This window comes from Photobacterium minamisatsumaniensis, assembly GCF_050336695.1.
In the GTDB taxonomy this organism is placed as follows: domain Bacteria; phylum Pseudomonadota; class Gammaproteobacteria; order Enterobacterales; family Vibrionaceae; genus Photobacterium; species Photobacterium minamisatsumaniensis.
In genome coordinates, this window is the sequence record NZ_JAKJSI010000022.1 from 41377 (window position 1) to 64984 (window position 23608).

Below are 23608 nucleotides of genomic sequence, written 5' to 3' on the forward strand. Positions count from 1 at the left end.
ATGTGACAGCAGGGCCTATTTGTTGACGTGGTTGGCATCCAGCCAATTAGCCATACCTACAAACTGCTCTAGTGTCAGGTTTTCAGGGCGTAGGCCTGGGTTGATCCCAAGATTTTCTAGTTGCTCGGTGGTGAGCAATGCTTTGTAGCAGTTACGAATGGTTTTACGGCGTTGGTTGAAACCTTCTCGGCAGACACGATCTAACCATTTAAGGTTAGTACATGGATGCGGTAGCGTTTCATACGGTGTAATACGTACAACGGCTGAGTCAACCTTTGGCGCTGGTACAAATGACTCTGGCGGCACTTCTAAAACTGGCATAACGCGAGAGTAGTACTGAGCCATAACGGTCAATCGACCATAGGCTTTACTGCCAGGGCCTGCAGCTAAACGGTTAACCACTTCTTTCTGCAACATGAAGTGCATATCTTCAATATGCTCATGGAATGAGAAAAGGTGGAACATCAGCGGCGTCGAGATGTTATATGGCAAGTTACCAAAAATACGTAGCTTGTTGTTGGTCTTAATAAGCTGAGTGAAGTCGAAGCGCATTGCATCGCCTTCATGAATTGTTAGCTTACTGCCTAGATCAGGATGATTACGCAGGCGCTCAGCCAAATCACGGTCTAACTCGATAACCGAAAATTTATCAACCAACTTTCCGACAGGTTCGGTGATCGCACCAAGACCAGGGCCGATTTCAACCAGGTTTTGACCTGGAAGAGGGTTAATTGAAGACACAATGCCATCAATGATGTAAGGGTCTTTTAAAAAGTTCTGGCCAAAGCGCTTACGCGCACGGTGGCCTAAATGGACCTGATCGCTGCTCATGTTTGTTTTTCTACCAATTCAAGGGCGTGCGATAGCGCTGTCCAAAGGCTACCGGTGTCCGCCTGTCCGGTACCCGCGAGTTCCAGTGCGGTACCATGATCTACTGAAGTTCTGATGAAGGGCAGGCCTAACGTAATGTTGACAGATTTACCAAAGCCTTTGTATTTCAGCACTGGTAGCCCTTGATCGTGATACATGGCCAATACCGTATCAGCATCGGCCAAATATTTTTCTTGGAAAATAGTATCTGCCGGCAGTGGGCCGATCAAATTCATACCTTCCTGCTGGCGGAGCTGCTCTAGAGCCGGATTGATTACATCAATCTCTTCCGTCCCTAAGCAGCCATCTTCACCAGCGTGTGGGTTGAGCCCACACACATATATCTTAGGGTTTGCGAGGCCGAATTTGCTGACAAGATCAGCATGTAAAATTCGAATCACTTGCTGTAAGCGTTCCTCGGTCACCGCTTTTGATACATAGGCAAGAGGAATATGCGTGGTCACTAAAGCGACACGCAACCCTTCTGTTGCCAGCATCATCACTACTTGGTCTGTATCTGACTGCTGGGCAAAAAACTCGGTATGGCCGCTAAATGAAACACCGGCTCGGTTGATCGCCCCCTTATGTACAGGGCCAGTTACAACCGCAGCAAATTCACCGCTCATACAGCCGTCAGCCGCTTGTGTCAGAGTATGTAGTACATAATGACCATTTAGCTCATTTAACTCACCAGCAACGACTGGAGCCGCTAAATCATGGTTTGCGACTACTAACGTCCCAGCTTTGTGAGGCTGAGCGGGCAATGTGGCATCATATTGGATCACCTCAATGGGCAAACCCAATGTGGCTGCACGTTCTACCATAACCTGAGCATTAGCACAAATGACTAATTGCTGTGGCCAGTCTTGCTGGGCCAATGATAACACCAAGTCAGGCCCGATCCCTGCAGGCTCTCCCGGCGTGATCGCGATACGATTAACTTTGGTCATTATTTTCTTCCGGTTGCTCGATGAAAGCACCAGCACGCAGCTCTTGCAGCCAAGTCTGTGCTTCTTCATTGAATTTACGGCTAAACAGAATGCGATAAGCTCGGTTCTTTACTGCGGCATCGGTGCGGTCAACATCACGACGCTCAAGCACTTCAACAATGTGCCAGCCATGAACCGTTTTGAATGGTTCGCTGATTGTGCCTTTTGGTAATGTTTCTACTTTATCTTTAAATTCTGGTACGTATAAATCTGGCGTTTGCCAACCGAGTTCACCACCATTGGCTGCCGAACCAGGGTCAGCACTTAGCGCTTGAGCAACATCAGCAAAGGTACGTTCGCCTGCAATGATTGCGCGTCGTGCTTCCATCAATTGTCTTTGTGCTGCCTCATCGCTCAGAATTACCGATGTATTGACTAAAACATGACGTGCGTTGACTTCAGTGACCGATACCGTTTCTAAGCCTTCAACTTGATTGATTTTAAGGATGTGGAATCCGACACCGCTACGGAATGGACCGATAATCGCACCAGTACCGTGTGATTTTACTTGGTCGGCAAAAATGGTTGGCATTTCTTCTTCTCGCATCCATCCCCATTCACCGCCTTCTAAGGCTTTAGGGCCTTTCGAATAGCTATAAGCTAAATTGGCAAAATCAGCCCCATCTTGAAGCTCGCTGATAATTTGCTTAGCTTGGTCTGCAACTTTTTCACGTTCTGCGGCATTTGCCCCTTCTTCAACACGAAGCTGAATGTGGCTCAGGTTATAACGTACACTTTGCTGCTCTTGTTGGTTAAGCTGGTCGGCAAGCAACTCCACTTCTTGTGGCAAGATATTAATACGGCGACGTACTTGGATTGTACGAACTTCTTCAGCGGTAATGTCACGGCGCATTTGTTCACGGAACATCGAGAAGCTGATGTCATATTGAGCGAGATCGTGTTGCAGTTGTGCCACGGTTATCTGGCGCTCTGCAGCCATTTGAGCAATAGACTGATCAAGGCGTGTATCATCAACACGAATACCGAACTGCTCGGCTTGTTGAATTTGTAGTGTTTCAATGATCAATTTTTCCATAATTTGCTCTGAGAGTAGCTCCTCAGGTGGCAAAGGCTGGTTTTGAGCATCAGCATTCATGCGAACTGTTTTTAACATACCATCGACGTCACTTTGTAAAATCACACTTTCATTGACGATAGTGACAACGCGATCGAGTTCCTGTGGAGCGGCAATGCTTCCCGCAGTTAGCCCCCATAGAGCAAGGCCAAGCAGGCCAGACTTCCAATTATTCATATCATATTTCCATGTGGCGCGAAGGCGCAGTAAATCAAGGTTCTAGCAGCAAGCTACCAGTAACATTAGTTGTTTAGATAAAATGGACGACCGTAGCTAATTGAGTTTCCATCGGAGCTCGAACCAACTGCTGGCACACCCGCTAAGCCGAGTAAGCTAAATGAGATACTAAAGTTCTGCTCATACTCTGCAGCGCTGGTAGAAACATTACCTCGTGTTTTGAGGTACTCGTTATAGCCAAGGCTAATCATCCAACACGCAGTGCGGAAGTTCAGGGTGATTTGCCCTTCCAGCATTTGGTTTTCAGTCAGGTCATGATAGTAATCGCCACGGAGTGTAACGCCATCAGCAACGGGGAACCCGGTAGAGAAGCCCAGTTGAGAAATTCCGTCTTCGGTGTAGCGATCTAAATCGTCCTCATCAAGAACGTTTTCCAGTAAATAATCTCGAGAGATATAACGGTAGTTGATTTGACTGAAAAGGCCGCCTTCGCGGTATTCGAGTGCACCGTTGGCGAACTGGAGATCCTTTTTGTTGGCGTCATATTGCAATCCGCCATGGAAGAATAACCAGTCATCGTAGTTGAACTCAGACTCAAAAGCGGTCGCAGAGTAATTCGGCGTGACCTCATCACCGTCTTCTAGGTTACGCCCAGAGTCATTGAGGAAGAATATTTGTCCTACCGCGATGTTAAAGCGTTCCTTGAAGCCATTATCAAAGTAGCGCGAGGTTGCGCCGACAGTGAATTGGTTGGCAGCAGCGATGCGATCGACGCTTGAGTAGCGTTTGTCACGGAACAGGCCGTAGTAGTCGGTCTGCATCAGCGTTGTATCGTACGCGGCAAAAATATCATCTTGCTCAACGTCTTTCACGTATAGGTATTGGACTTGAGGTTCCAAACTTTGGGTATAACTCTCTCCCCAAAGTAAAGTATCACGCTCAAGATAAAGCCCGCTGTGGAGACGAATGCTCGGCACGGTGCGTGACGCTGTTTCTTCCAACTCTGGATTTAATGACGCATCGAAGTCCTGATTGTAATAGGTATACATCAGTTTGGCTTCGCTCGTCATGGACCACCATGGTGTTGCGTAGGGCAGCATTAGTGTTGGCTCAAGGTGAACACGATCAGCCGATGGCTTGCTTGAGTCATCATTTTCAAAGCGGCTGATGTGGCTGTTCATCTTAAAATCAAAACCATAAGGGATATCGTCTTGATAATAGTTAAACTCTAGCTGCGGCATGAGGCGGTAATTCGAGGATACGCCAAGGGTTAACGGCTGGAAATTACGCACCCTGAGTGTTGAATCCCAATTAAGATCTCGGTATGACACTTCACCCGTTTGGAGTAGGTTGTTATCTTCTCGATTACCAATACCGGAGCTAATATCAGAAAAGTATGTTGGATCGCTGACTTTGCTGTAGTCAACCTCGAAGAGCCAGTGCCCTTGATAAGAGCCGCGGTGAGACCAGTTAAAGGCCCAGCGTGAATCTTCTTCGGTCGCCAGCTTGTCATCACCTAAATACTCGCCCTCTAAGCTACCGCTGCCAAGATCGGTGAGGTATCGGAACTTAGAGTTCAGTTGTAGGCCACGATTGCTCATATACTTTGGCGTAATGGTCATGTCGTAGTTAGGGGCGATGTTCCAATAGAACGGGGCTTCCATTTCAAAGCCATCACGAGAGCCGAAGCTTACGGTGGGGTAGAGAAAACCCGTTAAGCGCTCTTTTCCGACAGGCACGCGCAAATATGGCATGTAGAAAACAGGGACATTGGCAATTTCAAAGCGGGCATTATACATATCTGCAAAAGGAGAATCGTTTTCTCGCTCAATGCTAGAGGCGGAAAACTGCCAGCTTTTATCACCCGGTGGGCATGTGGTATAGGTGCCGTTTTTCAAGCGGTAATAAGACAAACCACTTTTTGTGACCCTCTCTGCCTCGCCCCGGCCAGCTTCACAGGTCATGCTGTAGACGGCATTGTTCATTTCTGCGTCGTCGGTATCCAAATTATTTTGAATCCGATCTGAGTACACTTCGAGCGTACCATCATGATAATAAACATTACCTTCAGCCGTCACTATGTTCTCGGGCTGGCGTAGCGTGGCGTTGTCTGCGGCAACAGTGCGATTTCCTTGCTGCAATACTACATCGCCAGAGTAGGTCACTTTCTGGTTTGTTTTGGCTTCAGCATGATCCGCTGAAACAAAAATGGGCTCGTTGTTTGGGTCAGCTGGCATATCCTGTGGCGCAATACACACGCCACGAACCATTTCTAGTTCATCAGTGCCATCTTTGACCGATGAATGGTCATTAACCTCTTCATCGGTTGCAGGTGTTGCATAAGCCATTGTCGGGCCGAATAGCGCGAGGCTGATCATGGTTGCCAATAAGCTGCGGGAAGTTGATGACATCTAAATAAACATTCCTGTATTAAATTTTTTTTAGCGCATTTGTTATTGCTGACCGGGTTTTCACAAGCATTCCCGATAAATGCCAGCTATCATAATGCAAATTCTACCCGACGGCATCTTTTGGCGTTATTGTATCGGGTTTAATTTATTATAAATATTTCTAAATTTAGCAAATTACCAGAGAGTAGCGAATGCAAGTTTGGGGCAAAATCTTAGGGGCATTTTTTGGTTTCCTTCTAGGTGGACCATTTGGTTTGTTATTAGGTCTCTTTTTGGGGCATAAGTTCGATAAAGCACGATCAATAGTTTACCGAAGAAGAAGTTTTGCGGGGTTTGGTGGAAATCAGGCATCAAGTGCCGAGCGTCAGGCTGAGTTTTTTCATGCAGGCTTTGCGGTTATGGGGCATGTTGCTAAAGCAAAAGGGCATGTAACAGAAGATGAGATCCGAGTCGCCAGTGCCATTATGGATAGGATGGGACTTCATGGTGAATCTCGTCGTCAAGCCCAAAATGCGTTTCGTGATGGCAAAGAAGAAGGATTTCCACTCGAAGAGACATTGAGCAAAGTACGGACAGGCTGTGCGGGTCGAGCGGATTTATTACAGTTTTTCCTTGAGCTGCAAATTCAAGCGGCTTTTGCTGATGGCACGTTGCATCCGAGCGAGCGTCAACTGTTGCATGTTATCGCGCGGTATTTGGGGTTCTCAGAGCGCCAACTAGAGCAGCGCCTGCATATGCAAGAGGCTGCATTTCGTTTTCAGCAAGGTGGTTTCAACCAGCAAGGCGGTTTTCAGCAAGCGCCGACGCAAGATCAACTTGCTGATGCCTATGAAGTGCTTGGTGTAAAAGAAACGGCCACAGCGCAAGAGCTTAAGCGTGCTTACCGGAAACAAATGAATGAACATCATCCAGATAAGTTGGCAGCAAAAGGGCTTCCACCTGAAATGATGGAATTAGCAAAACAGAAGACTCAAGAACTACAGGCGGCTTATGATTTAATCCGCAAGGAAAAAGGGGTTAAGTAAACTTAGTCCATTTCATCGAGTTTGCGAGCTAATAAAAACGAGAGCTAAAGCTCTCGTTTTTTGTTTTTAAGTGATGACTCAGAGTCCCTATAAGGGCTATACCCTGTTTTGTGGCGTTCCCGCGGCAAAGGCGTTGAGGTTATCAACCAAGCGATCGGCGAGCCCTTGAATGGCGCTGTCAGAGCCCCAAGCGACATGCGGCGTTAGTAATAAGTTAGGTAGCTTGGCGTTGGCAATTAATGGATTGTCATGTGGGGCTGGTTCTGCTGTGAATACATCAATGCCAGCCCCTGCAATTGATCCTGACTTTAGAGCATCGACCAAAGCTTGTTCATCAATAAGGCCGCCGCGGGCGGTATTGAGCAGTAATGCGCTGCTTTTCATGCTTTCAAGTTCTGGTTTGCTAATCAGGTTCGTTGTTTGTTCTGTTAGCGGACAGTGCAGGCTAATTATATCCGCATGTGAAATGACCTCATCAAACGAGTGATACCCCTCGCGGCAGGTCGGTGCCCCTTTGCGTTCAGCAAATACGACCTTCATTCCAAGCGCCTTGCCTAAATGCGCCATTGCTTGACCAAGGCCACCGCTGCCAATGATCCCAAGCGTCGCACCTTGAATATCGCCAATAGGGTGAGTGAAAAAACAAAATTGTCCTTTTTCTGCCCATACACCATTTTGAATATCCTGATGGTAACCCATTAGATTACGGCGTAATGCAAACATCATCGCAATGGCGTGCTCAGGTACTGAACCTACCGCGTAGCCTTGAACGTTACTGACAATAATGCCGTTACTTCGGCAATAACCGAGGTCAACATTATTGGTGCCCGTGGCAGAAATCGCGATCATTTTAAGTTGAGGCAACTGGCTCAAGATGGTGGCATCAAGCACCACTTTATTGGTGATGACGATAGTGGCATTCGTCAAGCGTTCAACTATTTGCTCTGGCTCGGTTGCAGAGTGATCAATCCATTGATGTGGAAAGTTTGGGACGGAAAGCTGAATATGCTGAGGGATCGTGTCTCGGTCAAGAAAAACAATGGTTTCAGTTGCGGATGACGGCATAATTTGAGTCTGGGTATAGGGATAATAGTATCAGTTAACCTTACTTCTATACCTAGCCTCAATATGTCGTATCGAATTTTTGAACCAGCGCTAACTTTCTTCGTTTAACAGTGTGCTCTTCGGCGCTTCAGGGTAAAAATCACAAGGGGCAAACAGGTGCATTGGCTCACCTGTTGTTGGGTGGAAGAATGACAACTCCGCAGCGTGCAGTTGCAATCGCTCCGCCATGGCGCGCCCTTCTTCGTTGGCATAAAACCGATCGCCAAGAATGGGTTGACCGAGCGCTAAAAGGTGGACGCGTAGCTGATGCGAGCGGCCTGTTACAGGCCTTAAACGAACAAGGCTAGATTGTTCATCATGACTGAGCCGCTGGTAGTGGGTGACAGATGGTTTGCCATGTTCAAAGCAGACTTTTTGCTTAGGGCGATTGGGCCAATCACAGATCAGTGGAAGATCAACTGTGCCGGAGATTTGATCAACAACCCCATAGGTTCGGGCGTAATAAACCTTTTCAGTTTTGCGATCCTGAAATTGTATTTTTAGATTGCGTTCAGCTTCTTTATGCAAAGCAAGGATCATTAATCCAGAGGTGGACATATCCAGTCGGTGAACTAACTGGGCGTCAGGGTAATCTCGGATCACCCGGCTAAAAACGCTGTCATAGTGGATTGGATCTCGGCCTGGGTTAGAAAGCAGCCCTGATGGTTTATTGATAGCAATGAGATCATCATCGAGGTATAAAATATCGAGCCAAGGGTCGGTTGGTGGATGGTAATCCAATACGGGCAAGGGTTTCATCAAAGACCTGATCATCTAGTTGCGAGGGCGGGAATAATATCACAGCACGGTGAGTGCCCCCTAGCGTTGAGCATACTGAGATGGTTATTAGCAGGCATTAAAAAGCCGCCATATGAATGGCGGCTTTGAGTATTACATTGATTGATAAATTTAACCGTGGCTAACAACAATCAAGCGTAATGAATCAAGCTGTACTTGCGCTTTGGCAATGTAGCCTGTGAGCTCTTGGATTTGGTTTTCCAGCAGCTCTAACTCGTCATCACGAATATTCGGGTTGACCGCTTTCAGTGCCTGTAGGCGAGCAAGCTCAGCACGCAGGTTAGTTTCCATTTCGACTTGAGCGTTTTCGCGAACGGTAACCAGCTCTTTGGCAACAGCCTCTTCAGCATGCTCAATTAAGACATGAATGTCTTTTTGTACTGAGTTAACTAACTTGCTGCCAAGGTGGCGGTTAACTGGGCTTAACTGGCGGTTGAAGCCTTCGAACTCTACATTGGCCGACAAATTATTGCCTTTGGCATCAAGCAGAATACGAATCGGTGTTTTCGGTAAGAAACGACCAATACCCGATTGTTTCGGTGCTTGAGCGTCAACCACGTACACTAATTCAAGCAGTAGGGTGCCTGCAGGTAACGCTTTGTTTTTAAGTAGAGATACCGCCGTTGTCCCGACCCCTTCTGACAGTAGCAAGTCAATGCCACCTTGGATCATCGGGTGCTCCCAGCTGAGAAAGTGCAGATCTTCACGAGATATTGCAGTGTCACGTTCAAATGTGATGGTACAGCCGTCATAAGGCAAGCCTGGGTAGCTTGCCACCATCATGTGTTCCGATGGTGTAACGACAATAGCGTTCTCGCCTTTATCATCCTGATTAAGACCGATGGTATCGAATAGGCCCAATGCAAAGGCGACCAAATTGGTATCGCCATCTTTGGCACTGATCTGTTCAACTAGCTGCTGCGCTTTGTCACCACCGTTTGAGTGAATTTCCAATAGGCGGTCGCGGCCTTGCTCGAGTTTGCTCTTCAGTGTTTGGTGCATGGCAGCACTTTGCTCGATCAGAAGCTCAAGCTGTTCACCGCAAGGCTTATCACTTGCAAGTAGTGTGATCAAATCACTACTGAAAGCATCGTAGATAGCGCGACCTGTTGGACAGGTTTCTTCAAAGGCATTTAAACCTTCGTTGTACCAACGCGCTAGCAATGCTTGCGATGTCCCTTGTAGGTGAGGTACATGAATTTCGATATCACGTTGTTGGCCGATACGATCAAGACGGCCAATACGCTGCTCCAGAAGATCAGGGTTATTGGGAAGATCGAACATCACTAGCTGGTTGGCAAACTGGAAGTTACGTCCTTCTGAACCAATTTCAGAACAAAGCAGAACCTGTGCGCCTTCGTCTTCTTGAGCAAAGTAAGCTGCGGCTTTATCGCGTTCGATAATCGACATACCTTCATGGAACACGGTAGCGCGAATACCTTCACGTTCACGTAATGCTTGCTCAAGGGTTAATGCTGTTTGGGCGCGTGAGCAAATGACCAAAACTTTTTCTTGGCGATTGGCTTTTAGCATGTCTAGCAACCAGTTAACACGCGGGTCAAAGTTCCACCACGTTGCTGATTCGCCTTCAAATTCCTGATAAATATCTTCAGGGTAGAGCAGCTTAACAGCCTTCTGCTCTTCGTTCATTTGGCCACCCATCATCGCAGCGACACGCATTGCCGTTTGATATTGGGCTGGTAGCGCAAGCGGGTACATATTGAGGTGGCGTTGCGGAAACCCTTTGATTGCTGAACGCGTATTACGGAAAAGTACGCGACCTGTACCATGGCGATCCATTAGGTTATCGATCAACTCATGGCGAATGCTTTCTTGCTGCTCGGTATCAGCGTCATCGGCTTCAATAGTGCGAAGCATTGGAGTGATATCTTGTTCTGGCAGTAATTCAACAAGTGTATTTTTGGCATTATCATCCAGTATTTCACCCGATAGTAGGCGTGAAACGGCATCTGCAACAGGAGCATATTGACGCTCTTCCTCGACAAAGGCTTCATAGTCATAGAAGCGATCGGGGTCGAGTAAGCGTAGGCGGGCGAAGTGACTCTCATGACCAAGCTGCTCTGGTGTAGCGGTTAGTAGAAGTACCCCAGGGGTCTTTTCTGCTAATTGCTCGACAACTTGATATTGACGACTTGGCTTGTCTTCACTCCACTCTAGGTGATGGGCTTCATCCACAACCATTAAGTCCCAGTCTGCATCGAGTGCTTGCTCAAAGCGACGACGGCTCTTACGCAAGAAGTCGAGGGAACACAGTACATACTGAGCAGTATCGAATGGGTTCGCTGAATCAGCAAAAGCTTCAACACAGCGTTCTTCGTCAAAGATGGAGAAATAAAGGTTAAAGCGACGCATCATCTCAACCAGCCATTGATGCTGAAGTGTTTCAGGCACGAGGATCAAAATGCGTTCGGCACGGCCAGACAGTACTTGCTGGTGGATGATCATACCGGCTTCGATCGTTTTACCTAAACCGACTTCATCGGCCAGTAACACACGTGGCGCGTAGCGACGACCAACCTCATGAGCAATATAGAGCTGATGCGGGATCAGGCCTGCGCGCATGCCACAAAGGCCACGTAGCGGGCTTTTATGCTGTTCATATTGATTCTTAAGTGCTCGGTAGCGGAGCGCAAAGCGATCCATACGGTCGATCTGACCTGCAAAAAGCTTATCTTGTGGCTTGTTGAAGCGGATTTGGTTACTGAGGAAGATTTCACGCAACGTGACATCTTCTTCTTCGGTATCAGTACGCGTACCCACATACGTGAAAACACCGCCGTCTTCGTCGACACGCTCTACTTTCAGCGACCAACCTTCATGGCTTTCAACCACATCACCGACATTGAACATTACGCGGGTCACGGGAGCGTCATTTCGAGCATACAGACGGTTCTCTTCACAGGCAGAGAACATTAGGGAGACGGTTCTGGCATCAGCTGCAACAACAGTACCCAAACCTAAGTCACTTTCAGTATCACTGATCCAACGTTGACCCAAAGCAAATGGCATAGTGGTTAAAACCTTCTAATTATTTGATATTAAGGAAAATGCTAAACCGATGCGCTAGCATTTTTGAACTACACTCAAAGTAATACCGTACAACAGAAAGAAAACTTCCTGCTAATTGCAAGGTTGTCGGTATATAAGTGTAAGCCAGAATTCGCATCGGTAAAAAAGGGGAGTTATGTTACTGCATGCCGTGAGCAAGGTCACGGCTAAAGTGTCAAGAAACTCGCATTATCTAAGTGTCACATTTATTTAATTATCTCCGGTCTTTAATAGTAACAGCAGCGATTTGGCTGATGCTTCAAAAACAACAGTAATTTTTACTGTTAACTTATTACCAAGGAGGTACCTATGGATGACGTAGGACGGAAAGTCTTTGTACTAGACACCAATATTCTACTTCATGAACCCCTCGCTATTTATTCCTTCAACGAGCATGACGTTGTGATCCCGATGACGGTGCTTGAAGAGCTTGATCGCATCAAGGACAGTAAGCGCGATGTCGCCCGTGATGCTCGAGTTGCTATCCGCGCCCTAGAAGATATCTTCCACGATGCGACACCGGAACAGATAGCTGAAGGGATTTCATTTCACAAACAGGGAGGAAAATCAGGCACGATTGCGATCTTTGCCGATTACGAAGTGACAGAAACCGTGCATGCTTTTACCGATAAAGCCGGTGACAATCGGATTTTAAACGGTGTGCTCTACCTGCAAGCCCACTATGCGCCCCGTGAAGTGGTGCTTATTACCAAAGATATCAATATGCGACTCCGTGCCAAAGGGGCGGGTGTTTGTTTTGTTGATGATTACCGATCTGATCAGCTAATTGATGATGTGAAGCTATTAACCAAAGGTTTCCATAAGTATTCAGGGAATTTCTGGGAGAGGGTAGCCGAATGTCACTCGGAAAGCCGGGGACGCTCTACGCTGCATACCCTTCCGGCAGAATTATTTGAAGCCCCATTTGTTAATCAGTACCTAATCGATGAGGAGTCTGATTTTGCTGGGCGAGTACAAGCGATAAAGGGGGATACACTAACACTGAAAGATATCGGCCACGAACGGCTAATGCATCGTCAGGCTTGGGGGATCCACCCTAAGAATATTTATCAAGGTATGGCGATCGATGCCATGATGGATCCGAGTATTGATTTAGTGATTCTGACGGGCCCTGCCGGTTGTGGTAAAACCATCCTTGCGATGGCAACAGCGCTTGAGCAAGTTATCGAAAAAGGAATGTACGATAAAATTATCGTCACCCGAAACACCCCAGAGATAGCAGAGTCAATTGGTTACCTGCCGGGTACCGAAGAAGAAAAAATGATGCCATGGCTCGCCGCGGTGACCGATACGATGGAAGCCTTGCATCAGAATGATGTGTGTACCGATGGCTCGATGAAATACATTTACGATAAAGCCAATATCCAGTTCAAATCGATCAACTTTATGCGTGGTCGTTCTATCCAGAATGCATTTGTTTTATTGGACGAATGTCAGAATTTAACCGCCTCACAGATCAAAACCATTATCACCCGCTGTGGGGAAGGCACCAAGCTTGTCTGTTCCGGTAACTTAGCGCAGATTGACTCCAGTTACCTTTCTCCCGTCACCTCGGGCTTGACTTATATTGTCGAGCGATTCAAAAACTTCGAGGGTAGTGCCAACATTTACCTTAACGGTGTTGTACGTAGCCGTTTGGCCGAGTTTGCAGAAGAAAACCTATAGCCCATTTAATTGCTAGAGCTATAAAAAGGAGTGGTGCGTATGCATCACTCCTTTTTCTTTATACGAGAGATTGACGTTAACGTCCGAGGTAACGTTGCAGGGCTTCATGATTGGGTGATTCAATGACTTCTTTGGTTGGACCAAAAACGGTCACTTCTCCTTGTTCAATAAAGGCACATTTATCTGCAACCTTCACGGCATCCTCTGGGCTGTGGGTTACCATCAATACGGTTGTAGCTTGTTCTTTGGCCAGTTTTTTGACGAGCTCTAACATCTCTTTTCGCAGGGCAGGGTCTAGAGCCGAGAACGGTTCATCCAATAAAAGCAAGGGCCGTTGACGGATCAAGCACCGAGCCAACGCAACACGTTGGCGCTGGCCACCTGACAGTTGCTCGGGCAGACGGTCTAGGTAATTTTGAACACCGACCTTGGCGGCAGTCACCACAATGTTTTCTTTGTCATGATCCGTTAACTTCAACCCAGGGTGTAACCCTAGGCCGATATTTTCAAAAACGCTCAGGTGGGGAAATAAGTTATGTTCTTGAAATAAAATCGATAACGGCCTTTGTGCCGGGTGCTGATGCTCAATGAGCTTACCGTTAATGGTTAACTGACCACTATCAGGCGATAAAAAGCCTGCAATCATAGCCAGCAATGTGCTTTTCCCTGCCCCACTCGGTCCAAGTAAAGCAACAATTTCCCCTTGTTCGACATTAAGATCAAAACACAGAGTGGTTGAGCTTTCTCGTTGCGTAGGGTGTCGGTAGCTATGGCTTAATTGCTGAATGGTTAGCATGACGAGGTCCGAATGATCATTTTTTCAACTAGGCTAAATAACCCCAAACTAAGGGTTAGCAAGATAAGTGCGGCAACCGCTGCGGCATCCATTTGGTAGCTGCCTAGCAATTGAAATAAGTACAGCGGTAAGGTTTGAAAGTCATTACTGCCAAAGAGTGCGATGGCGCCGAGATCGCCCAATGAGAGAACGAAACCTATCGCCAGAGCTTGAGCGATAGGGGCTTTAAGGGCGCGCCATTCAACCAGTTTTAGGCGTGACAAACCTGACATACCAAGGCTTTGGCAGAGAGGTTCATATTGCTGGGCAACATGGAGCATTGGTTGACTTAGCGTTTTTAGTACATACGGCAGCGCCATTAGGGCATTAACGGTAACCACAACCCAGAAAGCCGCAGCAAAAGCATCGGTATACTGGCGTAGCAGTAAGAAAATTCCGGTGCTGAGCACTAAACCTGGCGTGACTAAAATGATGGTGCCAATAAGCTCAATGCCGTCTGCCCGCCACTTCTTACATTGAAGCCGCCACTGACGGCTGGTCAGCAAAATGGCGATGCCCCCTGTTAAGGCTAAAGCACATGACAATAGAGCTATTTGCAGTGAATTTAGGACGGCTTGCCATAGGCTTGGGGTGGTTAATAGTGCGATGGTTTGACTATTTATACCCGCGATGAATACTGCAATAAGGGGCGGTAAAACTAATACCATCGACAAAGCAATCCAAGTGCCGTCCCACCACTTTTCTCTTTTGCTATCAAAACAACGCGGTAGGTTTTTGGCAACGGATTGATTGGATGTTGGCAGTGGCTTGGCAAAGCGCTGGCTAAACAGCACCAAGCTACAGCAAAGCAGCATTTGCCATAGGGCTAAAATAGCACCACCAGCTAAATCAAAGTCGTAACGCAATGCTTGATAAATCGCGAGTTCAATCGTGGTTGCTTTTGGGCCTCCCCCGAGGGACATGATCACGGCAAAGCTGGTAAAGCAAAGCATGAAGATCAGACCAATCACATGGGGTAATTGTTGACGTAAGCGAGGCCAAGCGACGAGCTTGAATTTTTGCCAGCTTGATAGCCCAAGGTGGGTGGCTAATTGGTGCTGCTCAAAAGGGATACCTTCCAAGCTTTGCAATAATAAGCGAGCTGCAAGCGGTAAGTTCAGGAAAACATGTGCAAGCAAGATACCATTGAGGCCATAAATAGACAGTGATCCTTGCCAACCCCATGCTTGGAGGTATTGGTTTATTAAGCCACTTTTACCGTAAATGGCGAGTAAGCCAAAAACGGCGACCAAAACAGGCAGCACCAAGGTCATCGCAAATAACCGCAGCAGTAAAGCCTTACCCGGAAACTGCCGTCGCGACAGGGCGTAAGCCGTTGGAATGGCAGGCAGCACACTGAGTAAAGTCGACAACAAAGCTTGGATAAAGGTGAAGCGAGTGACATGGCGAAGGTAACTATCTTGCCATAGCGTGAGTATATTCAACTCAAGGGCTTCACCTACTAACGCGCTGAGTGCTGTCATAACGAGGCATAGGATCAGCCCGGCGGCGATGATGCCGGGCAATAAAGTGCGAATTCGGGTGTTCAAATGTGAGTGCCTACTATTGCGTTAGAGCTTGTTGCCACTCTCGTATCCAGTTTCGTCGCTGAGCCGAGACTTTATCTGCATCAAACTCTAGCGATGTGGCTGGGAGGGTAAGCTGTTCAAACCCTTCAGGCAGTGTTTGTTTAATGACGGGGTACATCCAATTGCCCGTAGGGATCACGGACTGGAACTCAGGCGTTAAGATAAAAGCCATGAATTTATCTGCCAGTGCCTGGTTGGAGCTGCTCTTTAATTTTGCGGCAACTTCGACTTGCATATAATGCCCTTCGCTAAAGTCAGCTGCCTTGTATTTATCATCGCTTTCCGCAATCAAATGGTAAGCGGGTGAGGTCGTATATGACAGCACCATATCAGACTCGCCTTTCAGAAACATGCTATAGGCTTCAGACCAACCCTTAGTTACCGTAACGGTTTTCTTGGCCAGTTGCTGCCAAGCTTCTGAAGACTTGTCACCGTAGATTGATTTTATCCATAACATCAGCCCTTGCCCTGGTGTTGAAGTGCGAGGGTCTTGGTAGATGATGCTGAGATCACCTCTAGCAACCAGTTCTTTTAGGCTTTTGGGTGGATTGGTGAGCTTGCTGCTGTCATACACAAAGGCAAAATAGCCAAAGTCATACGGAACGAAAGTGGTATCTGACCAGCCATTTGGCAAATTCACGTTGCTGGTATCAACTTGGTGTTCGGCCAGAAGCCCCGTTTTCTTTGCTTCGCTGATAAGATTGTTATCGAGTCCCAACAGTACATCGGCCTTGGTGTTCTTGCCCTCTAGGCGGACACGGTTCAGGATTGATACCCCATCATCTAACGCAATCATCTCAAGGTTACAATCACACTCAGCTTCAAATGCTTGCTTGATTGCTGGACCAGGCCCCCAGTCAGAAGCAAATGAGCTGTAGGTATACACGGTAAGGGTATTGTCTGAAGCCCAAGCGGAACTTGCTGCGATAGAAAGGGTAATGATGGGTAATAGCTGTTTCACGGTGCGCTCCTGATACTCTCGCATCCTGCAAGAGGAAGGTGGGTTGGGGAAACCCCAACGAAGACGAGCGCTATTGTAATGTGCCTACTATTTTGTTGCCAGCGCAAAACGGCGATTACTTACTACACGGCAAGATGCTTAACGCACTTCATTTAATGACCAATTGTAGTCATAACGCACCTTATTGAGCTGAATCGTTGCGCCTTGATGATATTGATTGATGTGGTCTTGTAGCTGAGATGTGTCACCAAAATCACTGCTATACCAATCGTAGATCGATGACAAGCGAGTACTTGTTCCTGTGGTACTCACGCCTTTACTGCTGTTGATAAAGCGATGTGCGGCTTGCTCTAGCAATGATCCGTTGTTTTTAGAGGTAAAGGCTGTCGGTAGCAGATCAGGGCAGCCGAGGCTGGCACAATTCACGGCATAGTGAATGCGAGGATCTTGCCAGATCGGGCGTAAGATCCGGTGTTCAATATCATTCAGGGAAAGCTTCTGTCCACTGATGGTGATCAGTTTTTCATTCCATGGCCCAAAACTAAAAAAACCGCCTAATTTGGTGATGGATTTTACGGGGTAATTGTCGAGGATCAGTTGGACGGTCATCGCATTGTAGAGATTTACCCAGTAGGCAAACTGTTCATTACGATTCAATTGTCGGGGATCTTTATCAGCCAGATCGCGGATATAACGACTTAATTCATACCTATCATTTTGACTCACTGCTTGGTAGCGAAAGAGAGTTTGGTTTGGCTGAACCTTGAGGTATTTATCAAGCAGTGTTTGCCAACGCTGGTGGTCAACAATTTGCTGACTGGATGCATTGTTTGTTTGCCAATAAGCCCAGAGCTCGGCCTTGGGAGCCGCCAGTGAGAATGTGGAAGTGAGTAGCAGTAAACAGGCGACGAATAGGCGCATGAGAAATCCTTAGTGTTAGCTTGCTGGCTTTTTTGTTACTAACCCAGATTGGTGTTAATTATATATGACCTTGGTTTATCAATATTTATTTCATCATTAGATAAAAAAACACCCCAGCATTAGCCGAGGTGTTGATAGTTTATTAGTTCAGGCAATTATGCAAGAAAAGCAGGGATGTTCTCTTCATAAGCTGAAATTTTACCTTCATGCTGTAAGGTCAGGCCGATGTTATCCAAGCCGTTTAACAGACAGTGGCGACGGAATTCATCAATTTCAAAGCTGTACTGTTTGCCGTTGGCCGTCACTTGCATTGCTTCTAGATCAACCGTCACTTCCGCGCCTTCATTAGCTTCAACAAATTGGAAGATCTCATCAACTTCTTGATCGGTTAGGCGAACAGGTACCATTTGGTTATTGATTGAGTTGCCATAGAAGATGTCAGCAAAGCTCGGTGCGATCATCACTTGGATACCGTAATCAGCTAATGCCCAAGGTGCGTGTTCGCGAGATGAACCGCAACCAAAGTTTTCGCGAGCTAGCAAGATGCTTGCACCTTGATAGCGTGGGGCATTCATCACAAACTCAGGGTTTGGCTGTTTGCCTGCATCATCAAGGAAACGCCAATCATTGAATAGGTGCTGACCAAAACCGGTGCGAGTTACTTTCTGTAAAAACTGCTTTGGAATGATGGCATCGGTGTCGACGTTGGCGGCATCCAATGGAACAACCAAGCCAGTATGTTGTTTAAATCCTGTCATTGTTTCGTTCCTTTTCTCAAGCAGTTACTGCAACGTTATCTAGTTCACGGATATCGACAAAGTGACCAGCACATGCCGCTGCTGCAGCCATGGCAGGGCTGACTAGGTGCGTTCGGCCATCACGGCCTTGGCGACCTTCGAAGTTACGGTTACTGGTTGACGCACAGCGCTCGCGAGGACCAAGGCGGTCATTGTTCATTGCTAGGCACATTGAACAGCCAGGTAAACGCCATTCGAAGCCTGCTTCGATGAATACCTTGTCTAAACCTTCTTTTTCGGCTTGTGCTTTTACTTGCTCAGAGCCTGGGACAACAAGCGCTTGAACATTTGCTGCCACTTTACGGCCTTTAGCGATTGCAGCTGCTGCGCGCATATCTTCTATGCGTGAGTTGGTGCAAGAACCAATGAAAACTTTATCGATACTGAAATCAGACAGTTTTTTACCTGCTTCTAAGCCCATGTAAGCCAGTGCTTTTTCGGCAGATGCTTGCTCTACTGGATCAGAAAAGTCTGTCGGGGTTGGAATTGGCTGGTCAACGGCAATCACTTGCCCTGGGTTTGTACCCCAAGTTACCTGAGGTTTAATGTCTTTCGCTTCTAGGGTCACGACAGCATCAAATTGTGCGTTGGCATCCGTTTCCAGAGTCTTCCAGTATTCGATAGCGGCATCAAGATTGCCGCCTGTTGGTGAAAACTTACGATCTTTAATGTAATCAAACGTGGTTTGGTCTGGTGCGATTAGGCCTGCTTTAGCACCTAACTCAATGGCCATGTTGCATACCGTCATTCGACCTTCCATCGTTAGATCGGTAATTGCTTCACCACAGAATTCAACTACATAGCCGGTACCACCTGCTGCGGTCGTTTTGCCAATGATCGCCAGTACGATATCTTTTGCGGTAATGCCTTCCGCAACTTTGCCTTTAACCTCGATTTTCATGGTTTTGGCGCGTGCTTGCTTCAGGGTTTGGGTGGCTAGAACATGCTCAACTTCAGACGTACCAATACCAAATGCTAATGAACCGAATGCACCGTGAGTTGCGGTATGCGAATCACCACAAACAATGGTCATACCCGGTAGGGTAATGCCAAGCTCAGGCCCCATGACATGGACGATACCTTGGTACTTGTGGTTAAGGTCATACAGAGTGACGCCAAATTCTTCACAGTTTTTGGCCAGTGTTTCCATCTGAATACGCGCCATTTCACCAGACGCATTAATGTCTTTGGTCTGCGTCGATACATTGTGATCCATTGTGGCAAATGTTTTGCCCACTTGGCGTACCTTACGGCCTTTTTCTCGTAGCCCGTCGAATGCCTGTGGTGAGGTCACTTCATGTACTAGGTGGCGGTCGATATATAAAATCGGGTTTTCGCCTTCAGCGGCGACCGCAACGTGGGCATCGTAGACTTTTTCATATAGCGTCTTGGGCGCTTTGTTATTTGACATTGCTCTTGCTCCTTATTGCAGTCTTAGGCTTGACGAATGTACTGGGCAATCTTATCGCCCATTTCACTGGTGCTTAGAGCTGGGGTATTCCCTGCTAAGTCAGCGGTTAACTCACCCGCTTCCAGTGCTTGTGATACCGCTTGCTCGATAGCGCGAGCTGCATCGTCTTCACCTAAGCTATAGCGCAGCATTAGTGCCGCAGATAGGATTTGAGCAACAGGGTTGGCGATGTTTTTACCTGCGATATCAGGCGCAGAACCACCTGCTGGTTCATACATGCCGAATTTTTCTTGGTTTAGGCTGGCTGAAGGAAGCATGCCCATAGAGCCGGTGATCATTGCACACTCATCAGAGATGATGTCGCCAAAGATGTTAGAACACAGCATCACATCGAACTGTGACGGATCTTTGATCAACTGCATGGTCGCATTATCAATGTACATGTGGTTTAGCGTGACTTCTGGATAGTCTTTCGCGACTTCTTCAACCACTTCACGCCATAAGATAGAGCTTTGTAGTACATTCGCTTTATCAATTGAATACACATTTTTTTTACGTAACATTGCAGATTCAAACGCGATACGGGCAATGCGTTCAATTTCGTAGCGGTGATACACCTCGGTATCGTACGCTTTTTCTTGTGGACCTTCGCCTTCACGCCCTTTTGGCTGACCGAAGTAGATGCCACCTGTTAGTTCACGTACAACGACAATGTCGAAGCCGCGTCCTGAAATATCGGCACGTAGTGGTGAGAATGCCTCTAGTCCACTGTGGATTTGTGCTGGACGTAGGTTACAGAACAGTTGGAAATGCTTACGCAATGGTAGCAGTGCCCCACGCTCAGGTTGATCGTTGGGTGCAAGGTGCTCCCATTTTGGACCACCTACCGAGCCAAATAGCACCGCGTCTGAGTCTTCACAACCTTTCAATGTTGCATCTGGAAGCGGACAACCATGGTTATCGATAGCAATGCCACCAACATCATATTCGTTGCAGGTCAGGGTGAAACCAAACTTTTCTTGAACGGCATCCAGCACCTTGTGTGCTTGTTGCATTACTTCTGGACCAATACCGTCACCCGGTAAAACGGCAATTTTATATGTACCTGCCATGGTTATACTGTCTCCATTTGGGATTTCTGTTTAATTTCTTCAATTTGATCAGCGCGATGAATACTGTTGATCACGTGTAGTAGGGCTTGGCCTGATGCTTCAACGATATCTGTTGCTAGACCAGTACCGTGGTATTTACGGCCTTTGTAGTTGGCAATAATGTCAGCCTGGCCTAGGCCGTCTTCACCTTCACCTTTCGCGGTTAGGTCGAATTTATCCAATACAATGTCGTAGCCGGTTAAGCGGTAAATGCACTGGTATAGCGCATCAACAGGACCATTACCGACAGCAGCTTCACATTTCTCTTCATCACCACATAGCAGTTTGATGCTGGTGGTGGCCATTACGCTACCTGATTGTACGCTTAGGTAATTCAGTTTGAAGTAGTCATCTTCATCGCGCAGGTTAGCAAAATGCATTAGGGCTTCTAGGTCATAGTCGAACACTTGGCCTTTGCGGTCGGCAAGTTTTAGGAAGTCGGCATATAGCTCGTCTAGGTTGTACTCGTTTTCGGTATAACCCAATGTATCCATATGGCTTTTCACTGCGGCACGGCCAGAGCGTGACGTTAGGTTCAAGGCTTGGTTCTTAAGACCAATTGTCTCTGGGGTCATGATCTCGTAGGTGTTCTTGTTCTTCAGCATGCCATCTTGGTGAATACCTGATGAGTGGCTAAAGGCGTTGGCTCCAACAATGGCTTTATTCGCCTGGATAGGCATATTACAAAGCTGGCTAACCATCTTGCTGGTGCGGTGAATTTCATCATGCTTAAGGTTGGTGTGAACACCTAGGAAGTCTGCGCGTGTTTTGATGATCATCGCGATTTCTTCCAGTGAACAGTTACCTGCCCGCTCACCTAATCCATTGATAGTCCCTTCGACTTGACGGGCACCCGCTTGAACGGCAGCCATCGAGTTCGCTACCGACATCCCCAAGTCGTCATGACAGTGCACAGAGATAATGGCTTTGTCTATGTTCGGAACACGTTCGAATAACTGGCTAACGATACCACCAAACTCATTGGGTAAGGTGTAGCCAACGGTATCAGGAATATTGATGGTGTTCGCACCCGCATTGATTGCGGCCTCTACCATACGGCATAGGTTATCAATTGGTGTACGACCAGCATCTTCACAAGAAAACTCAACATCGTCGGTGTAGTTACGCGCCCGTTTTACTGCTGCGACACCCATTTCAATCACATCGTCATAGCTACGGCGCAGTTTGTCTTGAACGTGGACGGTTGAGGTTGAGATGAAAGTATGAATACGGAAAGCTTCAGCGACCTTTAGCGATTCGGCTGCCACATCAATGTCTTTGGCAACCGCACGAGAAAGTGCACAAATTCGGCTATTTTTAATGTGCTTAGCAATGGTTTGAACTGACTCAAAGTCACCCGGTGACGAAATTGGAAAACCGGCTTCAATCACATCAACGCCTAGGCGCTCAAGGGCATAGGCAATTTGTAGTTTTTCTTTTACCGTCAAGCTGGCTGATAACGCCTGCTCACCATCACGCAAAGTGGTATCGAAAATAATGACTTGATCTTTCATTGCAACTTCCTTTCGTTCGCCTGCCTGTATTGGCTTAGTCTGCATCCGCTTGCGCTGGCTTCGTAATATGAAAAAACCCGCGCTGACTGCGCGGGTTTTTTGAATTCTTAGTGGTGTTTCCCACCCATAAGCTACCCGCGCAAATTATTCACGATAAGGAGGAGGCCTAGGAGCATTGAGAAACGTTTTTTCATAATTGAAATATATCCACAAAGTTGATTAACAAATGAATACCAAATAGACAGTGCCAACGTCAACCACTAATTGCATGTTTATTTTGTTTTTGTGGTTATTAAGTTGATTATTAACACTATGGGCAGATATCAGACCAGTTGTATTCAATGAGAGGGTATAGCTCCAGTGAATGTCTGGCGCCGCTATTCATAACAAGAAGGCTACGTGAATTGTTTTTTATTTGTTAATTCCGTCACTTTTGACTTCAGAGAGTAGCGTATAGTTAATTAATCACTTGTTTAAATAGCAGCTAATTATTCTGATTCTCTTGCTTGCGTGATGAGCTAAAATTCATCGGTTGATTAATTAATATTGACTTGGCAACAAGTTTAAAAAGGTGGAGTGATGGCTGGAAAAGCGGGACGCCCTGTTGGTGAGTCTGATGCTCGTGAGCGGTTGATTGATGAGGCGAGAAAGCTGTTCGTCGTTTTACCTTACAGTAAGGTGTCGACGCGGATGATCGCCGCAAGAGCAGAAGTGAACGTGGCGTTGATCCGATACTATTTTGCCAATAAAGCCGGTTTGTACGAAACCATGTTGCGTGAAACGATCGCGCCAATACGGGCGCAACTAGAAGTGGTACAAAATAAAGGGGATTTTGACTCTTTGGGTGATTTGATGCGTACTTATTATCGGATCATGGCACCTAATCCTGATATGCCAAAATTGATTGCTCGTTCGATGATGATGGAGCCCACCGATCTCCAGCGTCAAACGATGGAAAAAATATTCAAAGATGTTGCCCGTCCAGCCGCTGATCTTATGTTTCGACAGCTTCAAGAGCAGGGAAGATTGCACCCTGATGTGTGCCCTGAAAAGGCCAGAATGAGTTTCATTAGCCTGATGATATTCCCATTTCTATCTCCCCCGTCAATGCTTGAGCTTCAAGGGGTTGATATGAATGAAACCTATCTATCTGAGTTAGCTGAGCACAATGTTAATTTGTTGATACATGGACTGTTGATGCCAAAGGAAAAGGAAGAGAGTTAAC

General features: G+C 47.0%; 18 protein-coding genes. 3 read left to right on the top strand and 15 right to left on the bottom strand.

The genetic code is table 11. From position 1 onward, the window contains the following. Positions 1–15: 15 nt before the first annotated feature. From rsmA to lptD, 4 genes are all read right to left on the bottom strand, one after another. Entirely contained in the window at positions 16–831 is an 816-nt protein-coding gene (gene rsmA / locus L4D78_RS12290; RefSeq protein WP_428467192.1) for a 16S rRNA (adenine(1518)-N(6)/adenine(1519)-N(6))-dimethyltransferase RsmA, read from the bottom strand. After that, complete coding sequence (gene pdxA, locus L4D78_RS12295; protein ID WP_428467193.1) at positions 828–1820, bottom strand: 4-hydroxythreonine-4-phosphate dehydrogenase PdxA; 993 nt, start codon at positions 1818–1820, stop codon at positions 828–830. The genes rsmA and pdxA overlap by 4 nt, the downstream gene beginning before the upstream one ends. Continuing rightward, positions 1807–3111, bottom strand: coding sequence for a peptidylprolyl isomerase SurA (surA, locus tag L4D78_RS12300; protein ID WP_428467194.1), 1305 nt, complete (start codon positions 3109–3111; stop codon positions 1807–1809). The genes pdxA and surA overlap by 14 nt, the downstream gene beginning before the upstream one ends. Positions 3112–3176: 65 nt before the next feature. Further along, positions 3177–5522: an LPS assembly protein LptD gene (gene lptD / locus L4D78_RS12305; RefSeq protein ID WP_428457407.1), complete on the bottom strand. Its 2346-nt coding sequence runs from the start codon at positions 5520–5522 to the stop codon at positions 3177–3179. A gap of 191 nt (positions 5523–5713) precedes the next feature. On the opposite strand from lptD, the gene djlA reads away from it, so the two are divergent. Further along, the gene (gene djlA / locus L4D78_RS12310; protein WP_428467195.1) at positions 5714–6547 is read left to right on the top strand and encodes a co-chaperone DjlA; all 834 of its coding nucleotides are present in this window, start codon (positions 5714–5716) and stop codon (positions 6545–6547) included. Positions 6548–6643: 96 nt separating this feature from the next. Here the strand turns inward: djlA and L4D78_RS12315 are convergent, their stop codons facing one another. The 3 genes from L4D78_RS12315 to rapA all read right to left on the bottom strand — a co-directional run bounded on the left by L4D78_RS12315 (position 6644) and on the right by rapA (position 11479). Then, complete coding sequence (locus L4D78_RS12315) at positions 6644–7612, bottom strand: D-2-hydroxyacid dehydrogenase (protein WP_428467196.1); 969 nt, start codon at positions 7610–7612, stop codon at positions 6644–6646. Between the two features lie 90 nt (positions 7613–7702). Next, positions 7703–8410, bottom strand: coding sequence for a bifunctional tRNA pseudouridine(32) synthase/23S rRNA pseudouridine(746) synthase RluA (rluA, locus tag L4D78_RS12320; protein ID WP_428467197.1), 708 nt, complete (start codon positions 8408–8410; stop codon positions 7703–7705). A 150-nt stretch (positions 8411–8560) separates the two neighbouring features. Then, on the bottom strand, positions 8561–11479 hold the full coding sequence (rapA, locus tag L4D78_RS12325) for an RNA polymerase-associated protein RapA (RefSeq protein WP_428467198.1): 2919 nt from the start codon (positions 11477–11479) through the stop codon (positions 8561–8563). A gap of 348 nt (positions 11480–11827) precedes the next feature. On the opposite strand from rapA, the gene L4D78_RS12330 reads away from it, so the two are divergent. Beyond that, on the top strand, positions 11828–13204 hold the full coding sequence (locus tag L4D78_RS12330) for a PhoH family protein (protein ID WP_428467199.1): 1377 nt from the start codon (positions 11828–11830) through the stop codon (positions 13202–13204). A gap of 76 nt (positions 13205–13280) precedes the next feature. Here the strand turns inward: L4D78_RS12330 and thiQ are convergent, their stop codons facing one another. The 8 genes from thiQ to leuA all read right to left on the bottom strand — a co-directional run bounded on the left by thiQ (position 13281) and on the right by leuA (position 22383). Next, complete coding sequence (gene thiQ, locus L4D78_RS12335) at positions 13281–14000, bottom strand: thiamine ABC transporter ATP-binding protein (protein WP_428467200.1); 720 nt, start codon at positions 13998–14000, stop codon at positions 13281–13283. Next, a complete protein-coding gene (thiP, locus tag L4D78_RS12340) occupies positions 13994–15589 on the bottom strand; it encodes a thiamine/thiamine pyrophosphate ABC transporter permease ThiP (protein ID WP_428467201.1) in 1596 nt (531 codons plus the stop codon). Before thiP ends, thiQ begins: the two co-directional genes overlap by 7 nt. A 13-nt stretch (positions 15590–15602) precedes the next feature. Continuing rightward, positions 15603–16589, bottom strand: a complete 987-nt coding sequence (gene thiB, locus L4D78_RS12345) for a thiamine ABC transporter substrate binding subunit (RefSeq protein ID WP_428467202.1) — start codon at positions 16587–16589, stop codon at positions 15603–15605. Positions 16590–16727: 138 nt separating this feature from the next. Then, positions 16728–17510: a DUF547 domain-containing protein gene (locus L4D78_RS12350; protein ID WP_428467203.1), complete on the bottom strand. Its 783-nt coding sequence runs from the start codon at positions 17508–17510 to the stop codon at positions 16728–16730. A gap of 155 nt (positions 17511–17665) precedes the next feature. Then, positions 17666–18268: a 3-isopropylmalate dehydratase small subunit gene (gene leuD / locus L4D78_RS12355; RefSeq protein ID WP_428467204.1), complete on the bottom strand. Its 603-nt coding sequence runs from the start codon at positions 18266–18268 to the stop codon at positions 17666–17668. Positions 18269–18284: 16 nt separating this feature from the next. Further along, complete coding sequence (leuC, locus tag L4D78_RS12360) at positions 18285–19718, bottom strand: 3-isopropylmalate dehydratase large subunit (protein WP_428467205.1); 1434 nt, start codon at positions 19716–19718, stop codon at positions 18285–18287. 23 nt (positions 19719–19741) lie between these two features. Continuing rightward, positions 19742–20830 carry a 3-isopropylmalate dehydrogenase gene (gene leuB, locus L4D78_RS12365; protein ID WP_428467206.1) on the bottom strand — a complete coding sequence of 363 codons (1089 nt, stop codon included), beginning with the start codon at positions 20828–20830 and terminating at the stop codon, positions 19742–19744. Between the two features lie 2 nt (positions 20831–20832). After that, complete coding sequence (gene leuA, locus L4D78_RS12370; protein ID WP_428467207.1) at positions 20833–22383, bottom strand: 2-isopropylmalate synthase; 1551 nt, start codon at positions 22381–22383, stop codon at positions 20833–20835. Positions 22384–22962: 579 nt separating this feature from the next. Here leuA and L4D78_RS12375 point away from each other — a divergent pair. After that, positions 22963–23607, top strand: a complete 645-nt coding sequence (locus L4D78_RS12375) for a TetR/AcrR family transcriptional regulator (protein WP_428467208.1) — start codon at positions 22963–22965, stop codon at positions 23605–23607. The last annotated feature ends 1 nt before the right edge of the window (position 23608 follow it).

Bases quoted from the DNA above. Each gene is read 5' to 3' on its own strand.
- pdxA (WP_428467193.1), bottom strand. From the start codon at position 1,820: ATGACCAAAGTTAATCGTATCGCGATCACGCCGGGAGAGCCTGCAGGG.
- leuA (WP_428467207.1), bottom strand. From the start codon at position 22,383: ATGAAAGATCAAGTCATTATTTTCGATACCACTTTGCGTGATGGTGAG.
- lptD (WP_428457407.1), bottom strand. From the start codon at position 5,522: ATGTCATCAACTTCCCGCAGCTTATTGGCAACCATGATCAGCCTCGCG.
- leuB (WP_428467206.1), bottom strand. From the start codon at position 20,830: ATGGCAGGTACATATAAAATTGCCGTTTTACCGGGTGACGGTATTGGT.
- L4D78_RS12315 (WP_428467196.1), bottom strand. From the start codon at position 7,612: ATGCCGTCATCCGCAACTGAAACCATTGTTTTTCTTGACCGAGACACG.
- L4D78_RS12375 (WP_428467208.1), top strand. From the start codon at position 22,963: ATGGCTGGAAAAGCGGGACGCCCTGTTGGTGAGTCTGATGCTCGTGAG.
- surA (WP_428467194.1), bottom strand. From the start codon at position 3,111: ATGAATAATTGGAAGTCTGGCCTGCTTGGCCTTGCTCTATGGGGGCTA.
- leuC (WP_428467205.1), bottom strand. From the start codon at position 19,718: ATGTCAAATAACAAAGCGCCCAAGACGCTATATGAAAAAGTCTACGAT.
- leuD (WP_428467204.1), bottom strand. From the start codon at position 18,268: ATGACAGGATTTAAACAACATACTGGCTTGGTTGTTCCATTGGATGCC.
- rapA (WP_428467198.1), bottom strand. From the start codon at position 11,479: ATGCCATTTGCTTTGGGTCAACGTTGGATCAGTGATACTGAAAGTGAC.
- djlA (WP_428467195.1), top strand. From the start codon at position 5,714: ATGCAAGTTTGGGGCAAAATCTTAGGGGCATTTTTTGGTTTCCTTCTA.
- thiQ (WP_428467200.1), bottom strand. From the start codon at position 14,000: ATGCTAACCATTCAGCAATTAAGCCATAGCTACCGACACCCTACGCAA.
- rsmA (WP_428467192.1), bottom strand. From the start codon at position 831: ATGAGCAGCGATCAGGTCCATTTAGGCCACCGTGCGCGTAAGCGCTTT.
- L4D78_RS12330 (WP_428467199.1), top strand. From the start codon at position 11,828: ATGGATGACGTAGGACGGAAAGTCTTTGTACTAGACACCAATATTCTA.
- rluA (WP_428467197.1), bottom strand. From the start codon at position 8,410: ATGAAACCCTTGCCCGTATTGGATTACCATCCACCAACCGACCCTTGG.
- L4D78_RS12350 (WP_428467203.1), bottom strand. From the start codon at position 17,510: ATGCGCCTATTCGTCGCCTGTTTACTGCTACTCACTTCCACATTCTCA.